This is a genomic window from Pseudomonas iridis (assembly GCF_017980685.1).
Taxonomy (GTDB): Bacteria; Pseudomonadota; Gammaproteobacteria; order Pseudomonadales; family Pseudomonadaceae; genus Aquipseudomonas; species Aquipseudomonas iridis.
Map to the genome: position 1 here is coordinate 253,228 of NZ_JACXXO010000007.1, position 16,696 is coordinate 269,923.

The 16,696-nt window shown below is 57.9% G+C and carries 34 protein-coding genes; 18 read left to right on the top strand and 16 right to left on the bottom strand.

Annotation, left to right across the window (positions count from 1 at the left end; genetic code table 11):
• Window positions 1-4 precede the first annotated feature (4 nt).
• From IEQ42_RS14410 to IEQ42_RS14420, 3 genes are all read right to left on the bottom strand, one after another.
• Complete coding sequence (locus IEQ42_RS14410; RefSeq protein WP_210703952.1) at window positions 5-286, bottom strand: hypothetical protein; 282 nt, start codon at window positions 284-286, stop codon at window positions 5-7.
• Between the two features lie 76 nt (window positions 287-362).
• Window positions 363-944: a hypothetical protein gene (locus IEQ42_RS14415; protein ID WP_210703997.1), complete on the bottom strand. Its 582-nt coding sequence runs from the start codon at window positions 942-944 to the stop codon at window positions 363-365.
• 51 nt (window positions 945-995) lie between these two features.
• Window positions 996-1,385 (bottom strand): hypothetical protein, encoded by a 390-nt coding sequence (locus IEQ42_RS14420; RefSeq protein ID WP_210703953.1) that lies wholly within the window; start codon window positions 1,383-1,385, stop codon window positions 996-998.
• Between the two features lie 101 nt (window positions 1,386-1,486).
• Between IEQ42_RS14420 and IEQ42_RS14425 the strand changes: the two genes are divergently transcribed.
• Complete coding sequence (locus tag IEQ42_RS14425; protein ID WP_210703954.1) at window positions 1,487-1,684, top strand: hypothetical protein; 198 nt, start codon at window positions 1,487-1,489, stop codon at window positions 1,682-1,684.
• Here IEQ42_RS14425 and IEQ42_RS14430 read toward each other — a convergent pair.
• The 12 genes from IEQ42_RS14430 to IEQ42_RS14485 all read right to left on the bottom strand — a co-directional run bounded on the left by IEQ42_RS14430 (window position 1,679) and on the right by IEQ42_RS14485 (window position 7,065).
• The gene (locus tag IEQ42_RS14430) at window positions 1,679-1,987 is read right to left on the bottom strand and encodes a hypothetical protein (protein WP_210703955.1); all 309 of its coding nucleotides are present in this window, start codon (window positions 1,985-1,987) and stop codon (window positions 1,679-1,681) included. The genes IEQ42_RS14425 and IEQ42_RS14430 overlap by 6 nt on opposite strands.
• A gap of 69 nt (window positions 1,988-2,056) precedes the next feature.
• A complete protein-coding gene (locus tag IEQ42_RS14435) occupies window positions 2,057-2,650 on the bottom strand; it encodes a hypothetical protein (RefSeq protein WP_210703956.1) in 594 nt (197 codons plus the stop codon).
• Window positions 2,651-2,659: 9 nt separating this feature from the next.
• Window positions 2,660-3,331 (bottom strand): 3'-5' exonuclease, encoded by a 672-nt coding sequence (locus IEQ42_RS14440; RefSeq protein ID WP_210703957.1) that lies wholly within the window; start codon window positions 3,329-3,331, stop codon window positions 2,660-2,662.
• A gap of 2 nt (window positions 3,332-3,333) precedes the next feature.
• A complete protein-coding gene (locus tag IEQ42_RS14445; RefSeq protein WP_210703958.1) occupies window positions 3,334-4,194 on the bottom strand; it encodes an ATP-binding protein in 861 nt (286 codons plus the stop codon).
• 10 nt (window positions 4,195-4,204) lie between these two features.
• A complete protein-coding gene (locus tag IEQ42_RS14450) occupies window positions 4,205-4,345 on the bottom strand; it encodes a hypothetical protein (RefSeq protein WP_210555670.1) in 141 nt (46 codons plus the stop codon).
• Window positions 4,342-4,836: a hypothetical protein gene (locus tag IEQ42_RS14455; protein ID WP_210703959.1), complete on the bottom strand. Its 495-nt coding sequence runs from the start codon at window positions 4,834-4,836 to the stop codon at window positions 4,342-4,344. The genes IEQ42_RS14450 and IEQ42_RS14455 overlap by 4 nt, the downstream gene beginning before the upstream one ends.
• 157 nt (window positions 4,837-4,993) lie before the next feature.
• Window positions 4,994-5,146 (bottom strand): hypothetical protein, encoded by a 153-nt coding sequence (locus IEQ42_RS14460; protein WP_210555625.1) that lies wholly within the window; start codon window positions 5,144-5,146, stop codon window positions 4,994-4,996.
• Window positions 5,143-5,400: a hypothetical protein gene (locus tag IEQ42_RS14465; RefSeq protein ID WP_210555626.1), complete on the bottom strand. Its 258-nt coding sequence runs from the start codon at window positions 5,398-5,400 to the stop codon at window positions 5,143-5,145. The genes IEQ42_RS14460 and IEQ42_RS14465 overlap by 4 nt, the downstream gene beginning before the upstream one ends.
• Before the next feature lie 21 nt (window positions 5,401-5,421).
• Window positions 5,422-5,754, bottom strand: a complete 333-nt coding sequence (locus IEQ42_RS14470) for a hypothetical protein (RefSeq protein ID WP_228731991.1) — start codon at window positions 5,752-5,754, stop codon at window positions 5,422-5,424.
• 481 nt (window positions 5,755-6,235) lie between these two features.
• Window positions 6,236-6,565 carry a hypothetical protein gene (locus tag IEQ42_RS14475; protein WP_210703960.1) on the bottom strand — a complete coding sequence of 110 codons (330 nt, stop codon included), beginning with the start codon at window positions 6,563-6,565 and terminating at the stop codon, window positions 6,236-6,238.
• A gap of 30 nt (window positions 6,566-6,595) precedes the next feature.
• Window positions 6,596-6,811, bottom strand: coding sequence for a hypothetical protein (locus tag IEQ42_RS14480; RefSeq protein ID WP_210703961.1), 216 nt, complete (start codon window positions 6,809-6,811; stop codon window positions 6,596-6,598).
• A gap of 62 nt (window positions 6,812-6,873) precedes the next feature.
• Entirely contained in the window at window positions 6,874-7,065 is a 192-nt protein-coding gene (locus IEQ42_RS14485; RefSeq protein ID WP_210703962.1) for a hypothetical protein, read from the bottom strand.
• Between the two features lie 130 nt (window positions 7,066-7,195).
• On the opposite strand from IEQ42_RS14485, the gene IEQ42_RS27760 reads away from it, so the two are divergent.
• Entirely contained in the window at window positions 7,196-7,390 is a 195-nt protein-coding gene (locus tag IEQ42_RS27760; RefSeq protein ID WP_024013555.1) for an ECs_2282 family putative zinc-binding protein, read from the top strand.
• 1,026 nt (window positions 7,391-8,416) lie between these two features.
• On the opposite strand, the gene IEQ42_RS14495 is transcribed toward IEQ42_RS27760, so the two are convergent.
• Window positions 8,417-9,202 carry a LexA family transcriptional regulator gene (locus tag IEQ42_RS14495; protein ID WP_210703963.1) on the bottom strand — a complete coding sequence of 262 codons (786 nt, stop codon included), beginning with the start codon at window positions 9,200-9,202 and terminating at the stop codon, window positions 8,417-8,419.
• Between the two features lie 108 nt (window positions 9,203-9,310).
• Here IEQ42_RS14495 and IEQ42_RS14500 point away from each other — a divergent pair, with 108 nt between their 5' ends.
• The 16 genes from IEQ42_RS14500 to IEQ42_RS14575 all read left to right on the top strand — a co-directional run bounded on the left by IEQ42_RS14500 (window position 9,311) and on the right by IEQ42_RS14575 (window position 16,514).
• On the top strand, window positions 9,311-9,505 hold the full coding sequence (locus tag IEQ42_RS14500; protein WP_210703964.1) for a Cro/CI family transcriptional regulator: 195 nt from the start codon (window positions 9,311-9,313) through the stop codon (window positions 9,503-9,505).
• 29 nt (window positions 9,506-9,534) lie between these two features.
• Entirely contained in the window at window positions 9,535-9,726 is a 192-nt protein-coding gene (locus IEQ42_RS14505; protein ID WP_058410615.1) for a hypothetical protein, read from the top strand.
• A 334-nt stretch (window positions 9,727-10,060) separates the two neighbouring features.
• Window positions 10,061-10,891, top strand: a complete 831-nt coding sequence (locus tag IEQ42_RS14510; RefSeq protein WP_210703965.1) for a phage antirepressor protein — start codon at window positions 10,061-10,063, stop codon at window positions 10,889-10,891.
• Window positions 10,888-11,208 (top strand): hypothetical protein, encoded by a 321-nt coding sequence (locus IEQ42_RS14515; RefSeq protein ID WP_210703966.1) that lies wholly within the window; start codon window positions 10,888-10,890, stop codon window positions 11,206-11,208. Before IEQ42_RS14510 ends, IEQ42_RS14515 begins: the two co-directional genes overlap by 4 nt.
• Complete coding sequence (locus IEQ42_RS14520; protein ID WP_210703992.1) at window positions 11,208-11,984, top strand: YdaU family protein; 777 nt, start codon at window positions 11,208-11,210, stop codon at window positions 11,982-11,984. The genes IEQ42_RS14515 and IEQ42_RS14520 overlap by 1 nt, the downstream gene beginning before the upstream one ends.
• Window positions 11,974-12,792 (top strand): ATP-binding protein, encoded by an 819-nt coding sequence (locus IEQ42_RS14525; RefSeq protein ID WP_210703967.1) that lies wholly within the window; start codon window positions 11,974-11,976, stop codon window positions 12,790-12,792. Before IEQ42_RS14520 ends, IEQ42_RS14525 begins: the two co-directional genes overlap by 11 nt.
• Window positions 12,792-13,031: a hypothetical protein gene (locus IEQ42_RS14530; RefSeq protein ID WP_210703968.1), complete on the top strand. Its 240-nt coding sequence runs from the start codon at window positions 12,792-12,794 to the stop codon at window positions 13,029-13,031. The genes IEQ42_RS14525 and IEQ42_RS14530 overlap by 1 nt, the downstream gene beginning before the upstream one ends.
• Window positions 13,028-13,216 carry a DUF1382 family protein gene (locus IEQ42_RS14535; RefSeq protein WP_210703969.1) on the top strand — a complete coding sequence of 63 codons (189 nt, stop codon included), beginning with the start codon at window positions 13,028-13,030 and terminating at the stop codon, window positions 13,214-13,216. The genes IEQ42_RS14530 and IEQ42_RS14535 overlap by 4 nt, the downstream gene beginning before the upstream one ends.
• A gap of 88 nt (window positions 13,217-13,304) precedes the next feature.
• Entirely contained in the window at window positions 13,305-13,784 is a 480-nt protein-coding gene (locus IEQ42_RS14540) for a hypothetical protein (RefSeq protein WP_210703970.1), read from the top strand.
• Window positions 13,781-13,948: a hypothetical protein gene (locus IEQ42_RS14545; RefSeq protein ID WP_210703971.1), complete on the top strand. Its 168-nt coding sequence runs from the start codon at window positions 13,781-13,783 to the stop codon at window positions 13,946-13,948. The genes IEQ42_RS14540 and IEQ42_RS14545 overlap by 4 nt, the downstream gene beginning before the upstream one ends.
• Window positions 13,941-14,357: a recombination protein NinB gene (locus IEQ42_RS14550; RefSeq protein ID WP_210703972.1), complete on the top strand. Its 417-nt coding sequence runs from the start codon at window positions 13,941-13,943 to the stop codon at window positions 14,355-14,357. Before IEQ42_RS14545 ends, IEQ42_RS14550 begins: the two co-directional genes overlap by 8 nt.
• Window positions 14,358-14,463: 106 nt before the next feature.
• Window positions 14,464-14,640 (top strand): hypothetical protein, encoded by a 177-nt coding sequence (locus tag IEQ42_RS14555; RefSeq protein ID WP_154232302.1) that lies wholly within the window; start codon window positions 14,464-14,466, stop codon window positions 14,638-14,640.
• A complete protein-coding gene (locus tag IEQ42_RS14560) occupies window positions 14,637-14,837 on the top strand; it encodes a hypothetical protein (protein WP_210703973.1) in 201 nt (66 codons plus the stop codon). The genes IEQ42_RS14555 and IEQ42_RS14560 overlap by 4 nt, the downstream gene beginning before the upstream one ends.
• On the top strand, window positions 14,822-15,406 hold the full coding sequence (locus IEQ42_RS14565; RefSeq protein WP_210703974.1) for a recombination protein NinG: 585 nt from the start codon (window positions 14,822-14,824) through the stop codon (window positions 15,404-15,406). The genes IEQ42_RS14560 and IEQ42_RS14565 overlap by 16 nt, the downstream gene beginning before the upstream one ends.
• On the top strand, window positions 15,403-15,936 hold the full coding sequence (locus IEQ42_RS27330; protein WP_228731992.1) for a Lar family restriction alleviation protein: 534 nt from the start codon (window positions 15,403-15,405) through the stop codon (window positions 15,934-15,936). The genes IEQ42_RS14565 and IEQ42_RS27330 overlap by 4 nt, the downstream gene beginning before the upstream one ends.
• Window positions 15,933-16,514 carry a hypothetical protein gene (locus IEQ42_RS14575; RefSeq protein ID WP_210703975.1) on the top strand — a complete coding sequence of 194 codons (582 nt, stop codon included), beginning with the start codon at window positions 15,933-15,935 and terminating at the stop codon, window positions 16,512-16,514. Before IEQ42_RS27330 ends, IEQ42_RS14575 begins: the two co-directional genes overlap by 4 nt.
• Window positions 16,515-16,696 lie beyond the last annotated feature (182 nt).

Genomic DNA, 16,696 nt, shown 5'->3' on the forward strand with positions numbered 1-16,696 from the left:
GGGGTTAGGCTTGTTTGGTGCGGAGGAAGCGCCGGCACTGGCATTGCACTTCGTTGCAATGCAGCTCACCAACCCAGTCTGGGAATTGATCGCCCTCGAAACGCTCAGTGCGAGAGTGGTTGAACCCGCTGCGCTTCACATCTCTTACAAACCGCTGCAGGTCTTTCGCGTTGTCGTCGCGCTCCGGGCTATCCCATCGACTCATTACCAGAAGACCGCAATTTGTCTTTCCGTGGTCCATCCAGCCGAGACTCTTCGGGGTATGGACCTGGCTTTCTTCAGGCATGCTGGTTCCTTGCCGCTATAGCGGCTGACTTTGAAGGGGGAGGGAGTAATTTTGCGGGCGGAGTACAGATGTACTCCTACCGGGATTCAGGAGATGCCGAGGTGCCCGGTAGGGATTTCAGTATGTTGCGCACAGCCTGGTACTCACCGTTGCGGTAGCTCCCGAAGGCGTAAATGAATGGTCGACGGTGGTTGTGTCCGTCACGCGCAATGAAGTCTTTGCAGCCTTGTTCTGTAAAGCATGCCGTCACGAATACGTCGATATCCTTCATGGCGTAGCGTTCCCAGCCTGGCGAATCGCGGCCACCCTGGTGCAGGGCCTCCAGGCGACTGGCCTTTACATCGTCCGCCACGCCGTAGTCGCCGCTCTCCGTCTCAACCCAATCAATGCGGTCGTGATCGTGCGTGTCGAGCGTGACCATGCTGCGTTTCTCCATGACGGCGAACATCGGCTGATCGGTGCAGCGGTTGTCTTGCGACCTGATTAGTTCGCCTATGGCGGATAGCCGAGACAGCTGACCCTCCAGCTCATCAATCCGCTGATCCGCTACGTTCAAGCGCAGCTGCAGGGCGTCACTCTCGCGGATTGCCTGGGCATGCTTGCCGCGCCAGTGCAGCACCGCATCCAGTTCCTCTTTCGATTGGTTCAAGTTGCTCATGGGGCGTCCTATGCCGGGTAATGCCCGGGCGGTGGAGTGGGGGAGAGGAATTCAGGCGACGTGCTGAGTCATTTCCGGCGTGTAATCCACCCAGCCAACCTTTGGCGCCTTTGTCTTCTTGTTGATGACTGGGTTGCCTTCTGCGTCGGTGATTGGGCATTTCGCCCTGATGCGCAACGAGCGGCACTTGCATTGCTTCCTGGTCAAGTCAGCGAACTGCTCGGCGTACTGCGGCGCGTCGAAGGGCTGGCTGAGCTGGCGGACTTTCTCGCCGCGCATGATCTTGGCTGCCTGCTCTTCGACAGCCAGGTTCCATTCGCCCAGGCTTAGCTCCAGGGGGGGGCGTCCAGGGGTAGGGTTCGGCTTTGTCGTTGGCGTAGTCTTGCGGGCCTCGGTCAGCGCGACGCTGGCAGTCATTCCAAACACTGCAAAGGTGCTCATAGGCTATCTCCAGGCAGACGCCTGCCTCGCCGGCTGGCGTGATTCGTAGAAGTGGGGTATTTGTGTTCGGCCCGGCATGGGGCCGGATCAAGGAGAAGTAGATGGATATCGAACAAATGCGTGACGATGAATTCAAGCCGACGTGCCCGAAATGCTCGGGGATTGAATTCACGGCCGTCTACAACCGATACGTTGCGAGAACTACTCAGGCGATCAGCATGATTGTTTGTGCCGACCTGAAATGCCAGACCGTGGTTGGGGTGCTGCCTACCGCGGACGTTTTCCCAGATTACTCATAGCTCTACGCCGGTCGCGGCGAACGCTTCAAGCTGCCGCGACCACTTATCCTTAACGACGATTTTAGGTCGCGACATTTTTACGAAGCGTTCCGACTCTTCCGCAGGCGCTGCGGCGAGATTGATCATGAACGTCGACACCGTCTCCTGCCATTCCTCGAAGCCGTGGCGCTCGCCGAGGATCTGAAGTGCATCATCGAGCGCTTTCGAAACAATCAGCGATCGCTTCTCGGCGCCGATCCGATCGAGCAGCGCCTTCTCCTTGGCTCGCTTGTCCTTCTGCAATTGCGCGTTGCTCTTGGCCATGGCCTACCTCTTCAATTCCGCTGGCCGGCAAGTCCAGCCAGGTCTGTCGTTTGCGTTGCTGGATTCGAGCTATGCGACGCATGAAGTACAGCCGCGCCGCGCCTTGGGATAATCGATGCCGTGATTGGCGAGGATCCGCTCGAGTGTTTTGTTGGCGATGCCAAGACGGCCGCACACCTGCCGGCGAGTGATGCCCAGCTCAAGGAATGTCCGGATTCGCTCGGCGAACTTCGCGTCGCGGGCCTCCAAATGCTCCACCCTATCTTTGCCGGTCATGCGGCCACGAGCTGCACTCTTGAACGTCAGGTTGTGGGCCTGTGCGATGCTGTAAAGCGTGCGGCGGCTTATTCCGAGGGCCTCAACGACCTCCGTCTGCGTATGTGTCGTCGCCATTTCGCGGATAAGTTCGAGCTGCTGCATGCGCTCCTGATGGCGAATGTCCTGAGCTGACAGCGGTTGAGGCGGAGCGGGCGCCCGGCGCCGCACGAATGGCTTCGGCGCTGGAGGCATTTGAGTGCTGTAGTTGATCGGCTTGGGTTTGTAGCCGATGGGCTCTGCTTCGTCGATCTTTCCGCCAGCGGCCAGGTACTCGTCGACCTGCGCCGCCAGCTCGTTGGATTTTGGACGAAGTGCTTCGACCATGCTGAGGTGGTTGCTGATCATGATTCACCTTTAGCGAGAAAGAGCTTTTCGCATGTATGGATCAAGGTCCGTCTGATTCAGTAGCCAGCGCTTGTAGTCGCTTGGCAGATCAGCAACGGCCATGCCTTTGTGTTTGCCGAACCCGATAACCGCCGGGATTCGTGCGTCTTCCGAAATTTGCCAGAGCTCTTCCCAATCGTTTACTGGGCGACCCAGCGTCACCGACAGAGTGTCGAGAATCTTCACCAGTAGCAGACGGCAGTTCTTCACATCGTCCAAAGCAGCATGAGCATTCCGGAGCATGCCAGTCGCCTCGGATCGGTAGTGCAGGTAGATCATCGCCGACTGCGTATGACTGTCAGCGGATGGCCAGAGCTTCGAGCTCAGTGCTCGGGTGCAGATACGCTTCACATCTGGCTCACCGATCACGCGCCAGTCGTAATCGACGTTGTGACCGATCAGGTAAACCACCTCCGCTGGGAGGCTGAAGTCGGTGTGCGGCTGGCAATCGAACAGTTCCTCGTCGAGGATGTGGATCGTCGCCAAGGCGCCCAGCTCGATCGGCTTTCCCGGCCTGTAGCGCTGGAGGAAGTCCGCGGTGACCGTCAGGCTGCTGACGTCTTTCAATCGAAGCCAAGCCGCTTCAATCAGATGCGGGTCATTCAGGCCAGTGGTTTCGCTGTCGAAGATATATGCGGTCATGCTTATTGCCTTTGTTGTGAGAGATCGGATTTGCGCTTGTCTTTGGCAGCTACCACCTGCTGCACTAGGTCCTCAAAGCCGAGTGCGATCGCCTTGGCAGCGTTGAAGGCGGAGTGCAGCGAAGGCATATCTTTGGCGGATGCAATGTCGGCCAGCGCGTCGACCAACAGCTCTTTCGCCCGATCCTCAGGGCTTACACCGGAGTTCAGCCAGGCCAACAGGCGCCTGCCCGTTTCCTCACTGATCAGCTCTGGTTGCTCGAACAGCTTCGTCCGATCCTTGCTGGCCATGGCTGTGTGCCCGTCATGGGTCAGGTCCAGTACCACGGTGAATTCGTAGTCGGTGCCATCACGCTGCTCGGACTTCATGCCCAGCTTGAGGATCTTCTTGCCTTCACCCTGGACCGTCTCTGTCTTACTGCGCATGGTGCAAATGATGTGCAGCGAACTGGTCAGGATCTTGTCCGTCAGTTTCCGGTGCCTCGGCGTGGTCTCGTTCCAGGCGGCCCAGGTGTTGCCCCGGAATTTCTGGTGGGCCAGTTGCTCGTTCGCCTCAAGGCATCCACCGGAACCGGTCCACTCATGCGAGTAGCTGTCGATGATCAGTACGCTGTAGCCGGCCTGCTCGGCGTTCGTGATGGCGTCCACGTATCGTTCGGGCGAGTAGGGCGCATGCAGATTAAGAACATCGAAGTCGGCGATATCGGCATACAGTTCGGCGCTGCCGTGTTCGGTGTCGATCACCGCGATTCGGCCGCCAAGGCCCATGGCGAGCAGTAGAGCGGAATAGGTCTTGCCTGATCCGGATGGCCCGGCAAGTGCCAGCCGTAGCTTGGCCTGCTTGCGTTCGGCTTTCTTGAACATTTGAGTTTCCTCAGATTGGTTGGTTGTCCCACTGCCGCTGGATGCGGCGGGCTTCGTCTTCGTACTCTTTGCGCTGGTCGCCGGTGAATCGCTCAGGCGAGAAGGCGCCGACCGTCATCCAGTCGAGCTGGGCGGACATTGCCGGGCTCATACAGCCCTCCTGTGGCTCAAACCCATCAACTGGGCTGCCTCGGCCATGGTTTGCGGCTGGATCACTCCTAGGTTGCTGGCTACTCGCTTGAGTACCACCAGGTCATCCAGTGTCCGCGCCTTGTCGATGTATTCTGCAAGGGTGACCAGCTTCGACTTGCTGTCTGTCAGCGCCATGGCGAGGTGCACTAGGCTGAGCTGGCGAACGTCCCGGCCTACAGCTCTGCTGACCGACTCGAAAACCTGCTCCAGCTTCTTCTTGGCGTAGTTCGCCTCGACCTGTGCGCGCTTGCGGTCATCGACTGCTGCTGCAAGCCTGGTCTCCAGGTCCAGAACCAACTCAGCCGACCCTCCAAGCCGTTCAATGCGCTCGCGCTCGGCTTGGCGGTGGGCAGCATCGAGTTCTTCTCGCTCGATCTTGGCGGTTGGCGCGGCGTGGGCAATCGTCCGCAGATCTGCAGCCGATAAGAGGGATTTGCTTTCTTGAGACATAGAGCCTCCATCACAGCCACATGATGGCCGCGTTACTGGGCGTTGTTTGGGGGAGGTCAGGCCAGAAGGCTGAGGACGAGCATTACCATGATGGTGATCGTGAGTACCGGGAATGAGCCACGCCAAATTGCGAGGCGACGAGCACGCCGATAGGAACTCATGACAACCTCGCAATCAGCATGCCGCGTGGTGTTTGCTGCAGACGGATGGGCTTAGGCAGGTCGCTGACCAAGATGAAGCCCTGCGCGATCAGGGCGCTGGCTATTGCTGGGCGGCTGGTGGCGATGACCGCCGTAAGCGAGTTCTTCATGATGCCCTCCGAAGATGCGTATCGCGGCGATTGGTGTCGGAATCCTTGGCTTTGCGGTTGAGGCGAATGGACTGGATGCGGCTGATCAGCAGGTCAAACTCTTGGCGACGGATATCCCCGTTGCTCAACGCGTAGAGCGCCATTCCTTCGGCTCTCGCCATGTCAGTTTCTGCGTGATGGTTGCATGCTGGAGCCCAGTTTTTGGCAGACTCAAGCTCAATATCAAACATGTCTTTTGCGCCCTTATCGAACATGGCGACCTCCAGCGTTTGGGGTTAGGCGGAGCGGGCGGCGAGCATTGCGTCGGCGATCTTGTAAGCGGCTTTCGCGGTGTTGCTTTCGCCCCCTTCAAGTCCGAACAAGCATGGGGCGCCTGCTGTTGAGATAATTCCCTGCAGGGCCTTGGCGGCGAAGTAGTCGCGAACCGTGATCCCGAAGCAGGTGCCGTGCCCGCCGTATTCGTTTGCGCCGACAGGGAAAGCCGGCTCTTTGGCATCTACGGCTTGGCACTCAAAGCAAACGCCACCGGACTGCTCCGACTCTTCGATCAGGCTGTTGCACTTCAAGCACGACCCGAAGCGTTCCGGATCTGGTGGCTGAAAATTCATGGCTTTCTCCATTCGTTGATTGATCCAACAAAACTCGCAATGCACTCATCCGTTCCGCTGGTTGCCGTTGGGCGCGGAGGGGAGTGCATTCGGGATTGGTCGGGGGAGGGAATGCCGGTTACGTCTCCGGCGCGGGCTTTACCGCCGTGGTGCTTGTTGCTGACTTGATTACGCGCAAGCTACCCCGCGTTGGTGCAGATGACCGGAGCTGATCCCGGCATGACTGGACTCAAACCAGCCTACGTTTAACGATTTCGAGCGCGTCGATTCGCCAGCATCAAGCGGGTCTGACCGTTCTGCCGTCTCCGGCGGACTATGCTTTCGCATCCGATCCCTGAACTACATCAGGGGTGTTTTCCCGTACGTGAGCCCGTCAGCCCGGGCATTCATCTGCTTGTTGCGGTGATGCAGGCGGGCGGTTATGGGCCGCAGTTTCGTCCGCATCCGTCTGCCCACTCAGTGAATGGGCAGAGGTGATGCTTCAAGTTGCAGCAGGCGGTGTGTACTCCCGACTTACCGCCGACATCATTCCTACGCTTCCATCTGCCAGAATCGAAGTCTTACCCAGCACGTGGAATGCCTTGCCGCTGAGTGGCGAGCCTATCGGCATCGAGAGGTAAACGATTCGAGACAGCAGGTCCAAAATCATTTCTGGATCGTTGGTCGTCTCCTCGAAGAATTCCATCACTTCATTCCAGAGGTCTTCGCCAGCTTCTTCGCGGGCCTCGAACTTCTCCGGGTAGGCCGCGACGATCAGTTCAAACTGCTCCAGATCGTCCAGCTGCTTAATGGTTTTCGGCATGTAGCCCATTGTCTTGCTCCGTTGCGTTGATGGGGTGGGTTAGGCTGGGATGAAGTGATCGGCGTGGCGCATGTGTCGCTCCACCTCGATTGGCTCAATCTCCCTGATCTGATCGCCCGTCTCAATCGAGAACTTGTGAAGCGGCGTGTCATTCATTGCCGTGGTTCCGGCCTCATCTTCACTGTCAGCCTCAATAACGACCGTGCATTGAGCCATCAGCGTGACGGTGTACGTTTTCTTCGGAGCGGAATCCATCTTCTATCTCCCATCCCAGTCATTTACCTCAGAGCCCGGTATAGGGGTGAGGGGGTGTGGTGTTAGGCCGTCTGCGCAATTGCGTAAACGTCGATGTCATCCACGCCCAGCAACTTGCGAGCGTTTTCGATGGTCACCGGCACGATGATCAGGCCGTCGGCGAGGAAGTCAGCCAGCGTTTCCGGGCTGTTCTCGCCTACCGCAACACACCGCTTTCTTTTAGGGTCGATACCCGCGACTGAATCAATCTGCATCTCACTTCCTCCACTTGAATTCAACAATGCCGCCTCATCGAAGCGGCATCAGTAAATAGGTGCCCGGATATTTACCCACGCCGGGCCGTGCTAGCCTCTCCAGTCCCTACAACCGTTGAGGCAATACCGCATGAACATAGAGCTTCAGTGCAGCAAGTGCGGCTGCAAAGACTTCCAGCACCCCGACGACCTGAACGACGAGTCGACCATCACATGCAACGACTGTGGCGCATCCGCCCCCTACGGCGAGGTGAGAGAGCAGGCCATCACCAAGGCGAAGGAGTTCATCGACGGGAAACTCGGGAATCTGTTTAAGGGCAGCTAGGTCGGCTCGCATGGATTCAATTAGTGCGATTGTTTTTGTCGCATCAACATCAATGTGAAGCTGCATCTGCTTCTCCTGCTTTCCGCGTGGTCCTGAGATAGGGCCACCTGGAGAGCATCCGGGCTGCAATATGCGGCCCGGCATCTCTGTTTCTTCTCGCTACGCATATCTGGATCATTCGCCAGTTCGGTATCCCTCGATCCGCCGCAGGTTCTCCCTGCGTTTCCTTCCAGCACCCAAGTCACTCCCCAGGCGGTAGGTCAGATCAGATCGCCGGTCCCCAGTAGAGGCGTAGCGGCTTAATAGTTTGGTTTTGACAGAGCCTTTGCATCGGCCCTCCCTGTCCTTGCCGGACAGGCGGCCCCGCTGTTATTTCCGCAGCGGGATCGTCTTCTGAATTTTTAAAGAGCGTTCAGGCCCTGAGGCCCTGGCGAGTCCCTGTTGGGTGACTCGATGGAGTGAACAATACCGCCGGTATTCTACAAGGTCAATACCGCCGGTCATGTATTTTTCAATAGGCACAAAAAAGCCCGCTCAGTGGCGGGCTTAGTTACGCAGCGCATCGGTCAGGTCTTACGCACCCGATCTGTAAATCTGTCAGCAATGCTTCTCGGGCCATTCAGTCGATTAACAATTTCTGTCCATGAGTCGCGCTCACACTCGGCGCATATAGCAGCATGTCGCCTTTCAACACCTGTGGTGTTCTCGGCAATGTGTCGTATTACGAGCAGAAACCTGTGGAAATCAGATCCGTTTGTGTGGATGGGACCTATTTCGGAAGCCATCATTGACGTTGTTGCCATTCGATCAGAAAACGCAGTGCCAGGTACCCATATGCCCTGCCATGCCTCTCTGATTATAGTTGGCGGTCGCTTAGACCTGTCCCAGTGGGTATCACCATGCCTTTCGAGAACCCTAAAAGGAGTACGCAATTGCATGGTGGCGCAGAACTTGAAATGAGTTACCACGTCAGTAGCTGGCCAATCCTGTGTGCTAGCTTTGTATTCCATTACAAACCTCTTCGATTTACAGCATCCCGCCGCGCCAAACCACGCGCCCTATGATGCGAACCTCGTTTATCTCACCGTCACGCAGCGTTTCGTCGCCGTAGCGCGTCTTGTCCTGGTTGTCGCTTCGGATGATCCAGCCGTCGAAGTCCGACTTCACCAGGCGCTTAACGATCGTTCCCTTCGATTCGCTCTGCATGGCGAATACCTGACCGTCCTTCGGCTCAACCCGTGACTCATCCACCAGCAGCACGTCGCCGTCGTTGATAGTCGGCTCCATGCTGTTGCCGCTGGCGTAGATCACGTCCAGGTGCTTCTGGTTGAGGTTGTTTGCGCGCAGCCAGGCCGACTTGAACGCCATGACGCCACGGATCTCGACGTGCGGGTTGTCGTCGCCGCCACCGGTTGATCCTCGCGCAGTCAGTTGCAGTACGCCGGTGTAGCCGGGTTCATCGTTCAGATCGAAGCTACGCGGTGGCGTGCGCCCGTCAGATGGCTGTTGCGCAACTTTTCCAGGCAGCGCCTCAGACATTTTTTCAATTTGGGCGGCCAGGGTAGGGCTTATCTCGGAGACGGGGACTCCGAGGGCTCTGGCAAACACGACTGCCGCATTCACGCTCAGCGCCGTGCGGCCGTTCATGAAGTGGCTCACAGCGCCCTGGGTGACGCCATCGCCCAGATCGGCGGCGAGCTTTTCCTGCGTGAGCTTGAGCTCTCCGCGCTTAGCCTGGAATAAGGATTTGAGCCGGGCACTGTCTTGCAGCTGCCATTCGGATAACGGAAGCCGTCGGGAGTCTTTTTTCATTCGCTGATGGTATTACCCACGGTATTTACTTAACCAATATCGCCGGTATTGACTATGAACAATACCGGCGGTCATACTTGTGGTGAAATCTACGTAGAGGACGCCGCAATGCGCCGAATCACACTCACCGAATTTGCCAAAGAGCACGGCCATACCAAAGCCGCCCAAATGCTTGGCTGCACCCAGGGCGCGCTGAGCAAGGCGATCCGTGTAGGCCGCGATGTGTACGTGACCCTCGAAGACGACGGCAGCTTGTCGGCGCAAGAGCAGCGTCCGTTCCCGTCCCAGAAATCTGCCGCTTAACCCACTTCCAACCAAACAAGGAAACACAGATGTCGTACTTCGCACCCGATCACCTACACGACAAGCCGACCAAGGTTCGCCTGGATGAGGTGGCTGATGACTTGTTGACAGCGATGGCTCGCTTCCAGCGGACCCAGAAAGCCGTTCTTGCTCGGGAAATTCTTGAGCGCGGACTGAACCAGATGATGGAAGAGCTTAACGCAAAGACTGACGTGGCCTGAAGTAGCCGAGGAGGCCCTGTGCCTGAAAGAAAACCGCTGGAAATCCAGCTCGACTGGCAAGGACTCGCTGATCTGGAGCTATTAGCCAGACGCAACGGGGTAACGCCAGAAGAGATGGCCGCAACAATCATGAACCGGGCGCTGGATCGAATGACCCGGCCACCAAAGAGCCGGAGCAACGTCGCTTCCATAGGACGGAAGGGCTGATAAGCCCCTCAGGGACTCATGAGGAACTGCCAATGAAACAACCAAGCAGTAAATCGGACGCACAAAAAAGCCACCGGGCAAGGGTGGCTTCTTGTGCAGCACTTAATACAACGTTCTGGAGCGAATAATGCACCACTCAAGCCAAGCGAGCAATACCCCCGCGAATGTCGCGACACGTTTTGTTGATTCTGAAAATGTGTCGCGCATTTCAATGACCAGCCTTGAGCTGGTCGACTTTATTAACCAGCAACGAAATCTCGAAGATTCCGTTTTGGATCATGCCGACTTCATGAAGAAGGTGCCTCGGGTTCTGAAAAAAGATGCCGGAAATTTTTCCGACATCTATCTGGACTCGATGAACCGCAAGCAGAAGTGCTATCGCTTCCCGAAGCGCGAATCCTGCCTGATGGCCATGTCCTACAGCTACGAGCTTCAGGCAGCTGTGTTTGATCACATGACCGACCTTGAAGAGCGCTTATCTCAAAAGGTCAGTCTCCCGTCCTACGCCGAAGCGCTGCGTCTCTATGCCGACCAGATCGAGCAGACCGCGGTGCTACGCGTAGAGAACCATCAGCAGGCCGAGAAGATCGCCAGCCTTGAATCCATCTTCCAGGTGGGCATGACGCCAACGCAGTTCTGCAAGCGCCTGAATGGGGTCAACTGCCAGCAGGTCAACAACGCGCTGCTGGCACGGAAGTGGATCTTCAATTCGGAGCGAGACGAGAATCGCTCGGTCAAGTTCCGGGTCGGCTCGATCGCCCGCGACAAATACCTCACGGAGAAGGTGACCACCATCTCCAACGAAGGGATGGACGCCTTTTCCAAGTACACGCCGATCCTCCTGAAGGAGGGCGCCAAGCGTCTGCACGATCTCTACATGGCTCAGAAGCTCCCAATGAAAAAGACTTGGGATGGTCAGTTCTGCCACTGCAAGGCGACAGAGGAGGACTTGGCATGATCGGCCCTACCTACCAGCAGCTTATCGAGCGCGCCGCCACTACTGCGCTTGATCACTTCAAGGCGCAGAACACTAAAAAGGCCCTCAAGGCCGAACTGCGCTCGATGTACGACACCTACTTCGAAGCTCACGGCCGGCCAGCCGGGAAATTTGATCCGTACAACGACGACTTCTTGCCCGTGATGAATTTCACCGAGGCTCAATTCCAGCGTGTGCGTTCCGCCAAGAAGGCCGAGTACAACGCCCTACGTCGCCACCACACAGCGCTCCGAGCACTTGAGTCGTTCAACCCAGCCGATCTCAAGGGGGTCGCATGATGCATTACTTCAAAAGAAACATTGGCGACTACCACAAGAAGGCTGGACGGCTTTCCATGCTTGAACATGGGGCGTACACACTCCTGATTGATGCGTGCTACGACCGTGAGCGTTTCCCAACCATGGAAGACGCAATTGACTGGTGCTGGGCACGCAACAAGGAAGAAATCGACGCAGTTGAGCTTGTTTTGCGCAAGTTCTTTGAGCTTGTCGATGGCGTTTACGTCCAGGCGCGCATTCAGGATGAAATTGCCGCCTATCACGCTACTGCCTTGAAAAATAAAGAGATCGCAGAGAAGCGCGAGGAAGCCAAACGCACGAAGCGTGCACCACTCGTGCACGAAGCGTGCACGGATGGTCACCTAACCAATAACCATAAACCACTAACCATTAACCAAGAACCAATAGATCAAAAGACTTGCGCACCTGCGGTGAGCGAGGCGCCGGATCTGTTCCCGAAGTTCTGGGCGCTCTATCCACGCAAGCAGGACAAGGCCAAGGCTCTGAAGGCGTGGACGAAACTCAAGGTCACTGACGACCTGTTCAACCTGATCGCCAAAGGGCTCGCCGCGCAGGTCGTGTCCGCCGACTGGCTCAAGGACGGCGGCAAGTACGTCCCAATGCCGACCACCTGGCTCAACGGCAAGCGCTGGGAGGACGAGGTCAAGCCATCCAGCAACGTGCACCAGTTCCCGGCATCCCGTCACACCGGTTTCGACCAGCGTGATTACAAGGCGGGCCTGACTGCTCGCGGGGACGGCACCTATGACTTCTGAGCCGAAGAAAATCGATCTCGACATCAACGACATCGAGCGCCGTTTCGGTGTGATCGCCAAGCAGCCAGCCGAATGCCCGACTCACGGCAAATACGCCGCGGTCATTCGCAAGACCAGCGACATCGCGTCCGGTTGCCCGGAGTGCGCTGCAGAGGTTCAGGCGCAGCGCGATCAGGAAGAACAGCGGGCGATGTATGCCCGTATTGCCGAACAGCGCCTAGAACGCAAGCTGGGGGCCTCGCTGATTCCGAAGCGTTTCATGGGCAAGAACTTTGCCGACTTCGTTGCTGACACTGCAGCGCAGAAAGCCAATCTGGCGAAGTGCGTCGAGTACGCCGAGAAGTTCCCGCAACACCTGGAAGACGGTCGCTGCATCGTGATGACCGGCACACCGGGTACCGGGAAGACGCATCTGGCCGCCGCCATCGCTGGGCACGTCATCGTCAATCATAACGCCACAGCCGTGTACCGCACTGTCGGCGGACTGCTCCAGTTCATCAAGGGCAGCTACGGCGACCGCGCCGAATACACCGAGTCCGAGGCGTTCGCCAGTCTGGTCGAGCCCTCGCTGCTGATCATCGACGAAGTGGGCGCCACCAAGCCAACCGAGTTTGAGCTGGCCACCTTGTTCGCCGTGATCAACGGGCGGTACGAGGCTCAGCTGCCGACCATCGTGATTTCCAACATCGACGCCAAGGAGTTGGGCGCGGTGCTGGGCGATCGTTCGGTCGATCGTCTGCGCGAGGGTCGAGGCATTGGTCTGGTATTCGAAGGCGCGTCTGAGCGCAGCAAGCGGAGGGCTTCGTGATGGTCGCCAAAGTATTGCACTACGTGTCGCACGGCTGCGGCCCGCAGGAATGCGACTGCCGACCGCGGTGCTTCCAGCGTGAAGGCGACGATATCCAAACCACCAGCACTGCGGCGAACGTCACCTGCAAAAACTGCCTGAAAGGGCTGGCGGCCGACAAGAAGCAAAAGTCGCTACGTGAGCAGGCGCAAATCCGGTCCCACAAAGCATGGATGGATGAAGCAAGGGGGGTCGAATGAAACGAGCAAACCCAGCACAGCTACGCCAATCCCTCGAAGTGGCCAACACCTTCGTCAAGTACGGAATCCGCTTCGTGTGCATGCCGGTGGTGGATGAGGCAGACGGCGTGAACCTGTCAAGCCAGGCCGCCGAGCGCCTTGAGCGCATGGCATTGATGGCAGAAGCAGCGGAGCAACGGACATGAGCGCAGTCTTCCTGGCTGTAACGATTGGAACCCTCGCAGGCTTCGGCATCGGTATTTTCTGCGTCCTGATCACAATGGCGGTGACGGCATGAGCGATTACATCGAATTGAAACGTCTGGCCGAGGCGCATGCGCAAAAGGATGCGGCCAATCCGATTGAGTCGAAGCGAGTAATGCTGGTTGAGCCTACGACCGTACTGGCCCTGATCGCCGAGAACGATTCGTCCCGTAAGCACTGGCAGAACGAGTCGAATAACGTTCAGGCGCTGATGGTTGAGGTAGCCCGACTCAAGGCCGAAAACGCCGGCCTGCAGACCGGCTACGAAGCCTATGAGCAGGTAGTGCAGGGGCTCAAGGCTGAGGTTGAGGCGTTGCGTCGCGAAAGGGAAGGCAAAGTGCTCTGCGATCTTGAGCTGTTCGAAACCCTTCGCGACTCGGCCAACACGGAAGCTGACGAGCACCGGCAGTGCATGGCTACCTACCGTCCGCTGCGTCAGGCCAGTCTGGATTCTGTCGTCCATAAGTGCGACGACTTGCTCGCCGCCATGAGCAAGGGAGAGCAGTCATGACTCGCACTCAAATTGCCTTGGCCGTTTGCTCGCTCTACGCGCTGATCGGCCTGTTCGTGGGTGGAGGCTTGCGCCCAATGCTGCTTCTGGTGGTGCTCACCTGTGGCCCGCTCTTGCTGCACTACATATCAAATCGCATGAGCAAGGAGAGCCATCATGGTTGAGATAGTCATGCGTCACCGCACAGACACCAGCCGCCTCAATGGCTTCCTCGACGGCACAGATTTCAGCAAGCCGAAGAAGATCATCATCAAGGATCTCGACCGCAGCGGGGAGCAAAACAAGAAACTTCATGCCAGCTTGACCGACATCGCCAACCAGGTGGAGCACGCCGGCCGCAAGTGGGACGTGCTCATCTGGAAACGTCTGCTCACTGCTGCGTGGCTGCGCGAGGCCGGTGACCAGCCGCAGATGATCCCAGCAGTCGACGGCCACGGCTTCGACGTGATCTACGAGCGGACCTCAAAGCTGACCGTGAAGCAGTGCGCCAGTTTGCTGGAATGGATCGCGGCGTTTGGTGCTGAGCATCAGGTGCGGTGGAGCCAGAAGGATCTGTGGGAGGGGCGGTATTGAACACTTTCATGCAGGCCCTCATCAGGACCGCAAACCGCTTCACCGCCTTCATGGCTCAGGCCTATCAACAACCAGAGCTGTGCATTGAGTTTCAGGGAGGCTGGGTATGACTGATTCACCGAAAGGAAAACCCTGCCCAGATTGCGGCGAACCCATGGTCAGCATGCCAAGCCTCAACCTTCGCCAGTGCGCTACAGGCTGCAAGGAGAAGTTTGATTGGAAGCTGGACGAGGGGCAGAAGTCGCTGCTCGGCAATTCGCGGGATAAGGGGCTTCAGTCATGAACGGCTATGTCATCAAACTCGTCACCGGCACGTCCAATTCCCTGCACGTCTACCGCCCAGGTGAGGACGCTCCGGCGTTCATGGTTTCGTCTGAGGCCGAAGCCAATCGCCTGATCAAGGTTGATCGTGCCCATCCAGAGCCCCTGAACCGCTGTGTGGGATGCGTAGAGGGGGAATGCCCATGCTTGCCGGTGTGAAGGTGCGGAAGGCCAAGAAATGCCGCGTGGCTTCGTGTGGGGCCTCATTCGTCCCTGCGCGGCTGGGTCAGGCGGTGTGCAGTCCGGCATGCGCGATTTTGGATGCGCCTAGCAATCACGACAAAGCACGCAAAGCCATCGCTCAGCGGGAACGCAAAGAGATTGGTGTTCGGCGGGAGAAGCTGAAGAGCCGCGGCGAACACCTTGCAGACACCCAAAAAGCGTTTAACGCCTGGATCCGCGCACGGGATATCGGCCTGCCATGCGTTAGCTGCGGTCGCCACCACAACGGACAATGGCAAGCCGGGCACTTCAAATCGGTTGGCGGCCACCCAGCGCTTCGATACGAGCCCCTCAACGTCTGGAGGCAATGTGCCCCCTGTAACACCCACAAATCAGGCGACCTTCTGAACTATCGGGTGGAGCTGGTGCGCCGGATTGGTGAGGACAAGGTTTTGTGGTTGGAAGGGCCGCATGAGCCGAAGAAATACACGATTGATGAGCTGAAAGAATTGGCCGCGCATTACCGCGCACTGACCCGAGAGCTGAAGAAAGGAGAGGCGGCATGAATCCAATAATCGATGGGCAACTACCACCCGCGCCGATTGATGCATGGGGCGCTTTCTTCGAACACTTCGATAAGGAAATTGCCGAGGGCCGGGAGACCCAGGAGTCAGTTCGCCGGATACATGAGCGTGCTCACGACCTCGACTGGGATGCCCGACTTCGCAGAGTGGGCTCCGCTGCATCGAGCGAGCCTGACCAAATCAAGATGGCTCCATGCCCATTCTGCGAAGGCCCGCCATGCGTCATTGCGAACGACTTCGTGACTGGAGAAGTGGTGGCAATGGATCGCCCGCAGACCGAGGACTTCGACGAGGCCTATTCAGCGCACGTCTGGTGTCACGAATGCGGGGCTCAAGGGCCGTATATCAGCACCTGCTCGCTTGGCACCTTTGAGGGCATCTACGACCTGACAGTCGCTGACGTGATGCGCATCGCCGTGGAGCGCTGGAACGATCGCAACGCCAACGCACGCAACTGCTACGACGCCGGAGAGGCGGAAGGCCTGAATATGTTTCCAAGGAGTGCAGCATGAAGATCAACTCGGCACGCCAGGCATGGCATGACTGCACGTACAACCCAGCACCGGGCCAAACCTCTGATGTCGTGCAGCTGGGCGTGGTGGTGCAGGCGACTGAGCGCGGCCCGACAGCCAACCATGCCATGCACGGCGCGTTGGCCGGTCACATCCAATCGGCAATCGCCCGGCTTCACCCGCAAGTGCGCGTATTCGGAGAGTACATGTACGCCGCGAACCGGGACGACGATATCCGTGAGGCTGCGGAGGAGGTCGTCTTCGGCATGGTCGTCTCGAAGTCCAAGCGCATGACCGCGGCCAAGCGGGAGAAGCTGGAGTATGTGGTTAAGGGCGTAATGCGCCGGTATCGCTACATGCACCAGGGCGGACAGTCGTCCAACGACGATCCGTTGATCAAGCCGGAGAAGTTCAGGGCGTGGCTGTGGGCTGAGTTCGGATGCAGGCTGGAGTCATGCAACTGGGATCGGGATTGGGAGTGCTTCGTCCGGCTCGCATTCGACTGCTGCGAGGACCTGGACCGCATGGCCTTGAGCCCGATCGGTGCGGTGATTTATCAGATGAAAGAGGCCGCTTGACTTCCCGTGCGGCTGGCGGCATCATTTTGCCACATTGAGTATTTTGCCTACGGCAACTTGCTCCACTAACCCTGCTTTCGAGCGGGGTTTTTTGCGTCTGCGATTTCCCAATCCCTCGGAACCTCTGATCGCCAAGTTCAGCGAGGGCCTCATTCGCGCCTGTTTCCCTTGGCCGCTCCAAT

Excerpts from the sequence above, each read along its gene's own strand:
- IEQ42_RS14410 (WP_210703952.1), bottom strand. The coding sequence starts at position 286 with ATGCCTGAAGAAAGCCAGGTCCATACCCCGAAGAGTCTCGGCTGGATG.
- IEQ42_RS14415 (WP_210703997.1), bottom strand. The coding sequence starts at position 944 with ATGAGCAACTTGAACCAATCGAAAGAGGAACTGGATGCGGTGCTGCAC.
- IEQ42_RS14420 (WP_210703953.1), bottom strand. The coding sequence starts at position 1,385 with ATGAGCACCTTTGCAGTGTTTGGAATGACTGCCAGCGTCGCGCTGACC.
- IEQ42_RS14425 (WP_210703954.1), top strand. The coding sequence starts at position 1,487 with ATGGATATCGAACAAATGCGTGACGATGAATTCAAGCCGACGTGCCCG.
- IEQ42_RS14430 (WP_210703955.1), bottom strand. The coding sequence starts at position 1,987 with ATGGCCAAGAGCAACGCGCAATTGCAGAAGGACAAGCGAGCCAAGGAG.
- IEQ42_RS14435 (WP_210703956.1), bottom strand. The coding sequence starts at position 2,650 with ATGATCAGCAACCACCTCAGCATGGTCGAAGCACTTCGTCCAAAATCC.
- IEQ42_RS14440 (WP_210703957.1), bottom strand. The coding sequence starts at position 3,331 with ATGACCGCATATATCTTCGACAGCGAAACCACTGGCCTGAATGACCCG.
- IEQ42_RS14445 (WP_210703958.1), bottom strand. The coding sequence starts at position 4,194 with ATGTTCAAGAAAGCCGAACGCAAGCAGGCCAAGCTACGGCTGGCACTT.
- IEQ42_RS14450 (WP_210555670.1), bottom strand. The coding sequence starts at position 4,345 with ATGAGCCCGGCAATGTCCGCCCAGCTCGACTGGATGACGGTCGGCGCC.
- IEQ42_RS14455 (WP_210703959.1), bottom strand. The coding sequence starts at position 4,836 with ATGTCTCAAGAAAGCAAATCCCTCTTATCGGCTGCAGATCTGCGGACG.
- IEQ42_RS14460 (WP_210555625.1), bottom strand. The coding sequence starts at position 5,146 with ATGAAGAACTCGCTTACGGCGGTCATCGCCACCAGCCGCCCAGCAATA.
- IEQ42_RS14465 (WP_210555626.1), bottom strand. The coding sequence starts at position 5,400 with ATGTTCGATAAGGGCGCAAAAGACATGTTTGATATTGAGCTTGAGTCT.
- IEQ42_RS14470 (WP_228731991.1), bottom strand. The coding sequence starts at position 5,754 with ATGAATTTTCAGCCACCAGATCCGGAACGCTTCGGGTCGTGCTTGAAG.
- IEQ42_RS14475 (WP_210703960.1), bottom strand. The coding sequence starts at position 6,565 with ATGGGCTACATGCCGAAAACCATTAAGCAGCTGGACGATCTGGAGCAG.
- IEQ42_RS14480 (WP_210703961.1), bottom strand. The coding sequence starts at position 6,811 with ATGGATTCCGCTCCGAAGAAAACGTACACCGTCACGCTGATGGCTCAA.
- IEQ42_RS14485 (WP_210703962.1), bottom strand. The coding sequence starts at position 7,065 with ATGCAGATTGATTCAGTCGCGGGTATCGACCCTAAAAGAAAGCGGTGT.
- IEQ42_RS27760 (WP_024013555.1), top strand. The coding sequence starts at position 7,196 with ATGAACATAGAGCTTCAGTGCAGCAAGTGCGGCTGCAAAGACTTCCAG.
- IEQ42_RS14495 (WP_210703963.1), bottom strand. The coding sequence starts at position 9,202 with ATGAAAAAAGACTCCCGACGGCTTCCGTTATCCGAATGGCAGCTGCAA.
- IEQ42_RS14500 (WP_210703964.1), top strand. The coding sequence starts at position 9,311 with ATGCGCCGAATCACACTCACCGAATTTGCCAAAGAGCACGGCCATACC.
- IEQ42_RS14505 (WP_058410615.1), top strand. The coding sequence starts at position 9,535 with ATGTCGTACTTCGCACCCGATCACCTACACGACAAGCCGACCAAGGTT.
- IEQ42_RS14510 (WP_210703965.1), top strand. The coding sequence starts at position 10,061 with ATGCACCACTCAAGCCAAGCGAGCAATACCCCCGCGAATGTCGCGACA.
- IEQ42_RS14515 (WP_210703966.1), top strand. The coding sequence starts at position 10,888 with ATGATCGGCCCTACCTACCAGCAGCTTATCGAGCGCGCCGCCACTACT.
- IEQ42_RS14520 (WP_210703992.1), top strand. The coding sequence starts at position 11,208 with ATGCATTACTTCAAAAGAAACATTGGCGACTACCACAAGAAGGCTGGA.
- IEQ42_RS14525 (WP_210703967.1), top strand. The coding sequence starts at position 11,974 with ATGACTTCTGAGCCGAAGAAAATCGATCTCGACATCAACGACATCGAG.
- IEQ42_RS14530 (WP_210703968.1), top strand. The coding sequence starts at position 12,792 with ATGGTCGCCAAAGTATTGCACTACGTGTCGCACGGCTGCGGCCCGCAG.
- IEQ42_RS14535 (WP_210703969.1), top strand. The coding sequence starts at position 13,028 with ATGAAACGAGCAAACCCAGCACAGCTACGCCAATCCCTCGAAGTGGCC.
- IEQ42_RS14540 (WP_210703970.1), top strand. The coding sequence starts at position 13,305 with ATGAGCGATTACATCGAATTGAAACGTCTGGCCGAGGCGCATGCGCAA.
- IEQ42_RS14545 (WP_210703971.1), top strand. The coding sequence starts at position 13,781 with ATGACTCGCACTCAAATTGCCTTGGCCGTTTGCTCGCTCTACGCGCTG.
- IEQ42_RS14550 (WP_210703972.1), top strand. The coding sequence starts at position 13,941 with ATGGTTGAGATAGTCATGCGTCACCGCACAGACACCAGCCGCCTCAAT.
- IEQ42_RS14555 (WP_154232302.1), top strand. The coding sequence starts at position 14,464 with ATGACTGATTCACCGAAAGGAAAACCCTGCCCAGATTGCGGCGAACCC.
- IEQ42_RS14560 (WP_210703973.1), top strand. The coding sequence starts at position 14,637 with ATGAACGGCTATGTCATCAAACTCGTCACCGGCACGTCCAATTCCCTG.
- IEQ42_RS14565 (WP_210703974.1), top strand. The coding sequence starts at position 14,822 with ATGCTTGCCGGTGTGAAGGTGCGGAAGGCCAAGAAATGCCGCGTGGCT.
- IEQ42_RS27330 (WP_228731992.1), top strand. The coding sequence starts at position 15,403 with ATGAATCCAATAATCGATGGGCAACTACCACCCGCGCCGATTGATGCA.
- IEQ42_RS14575 (WP_210703975.1), top strand. The coding sequence starts at position 15,933 with ATGAAGATCAACTCGGCACGCCAGGCATGGCATGACTGCACGTACAAC.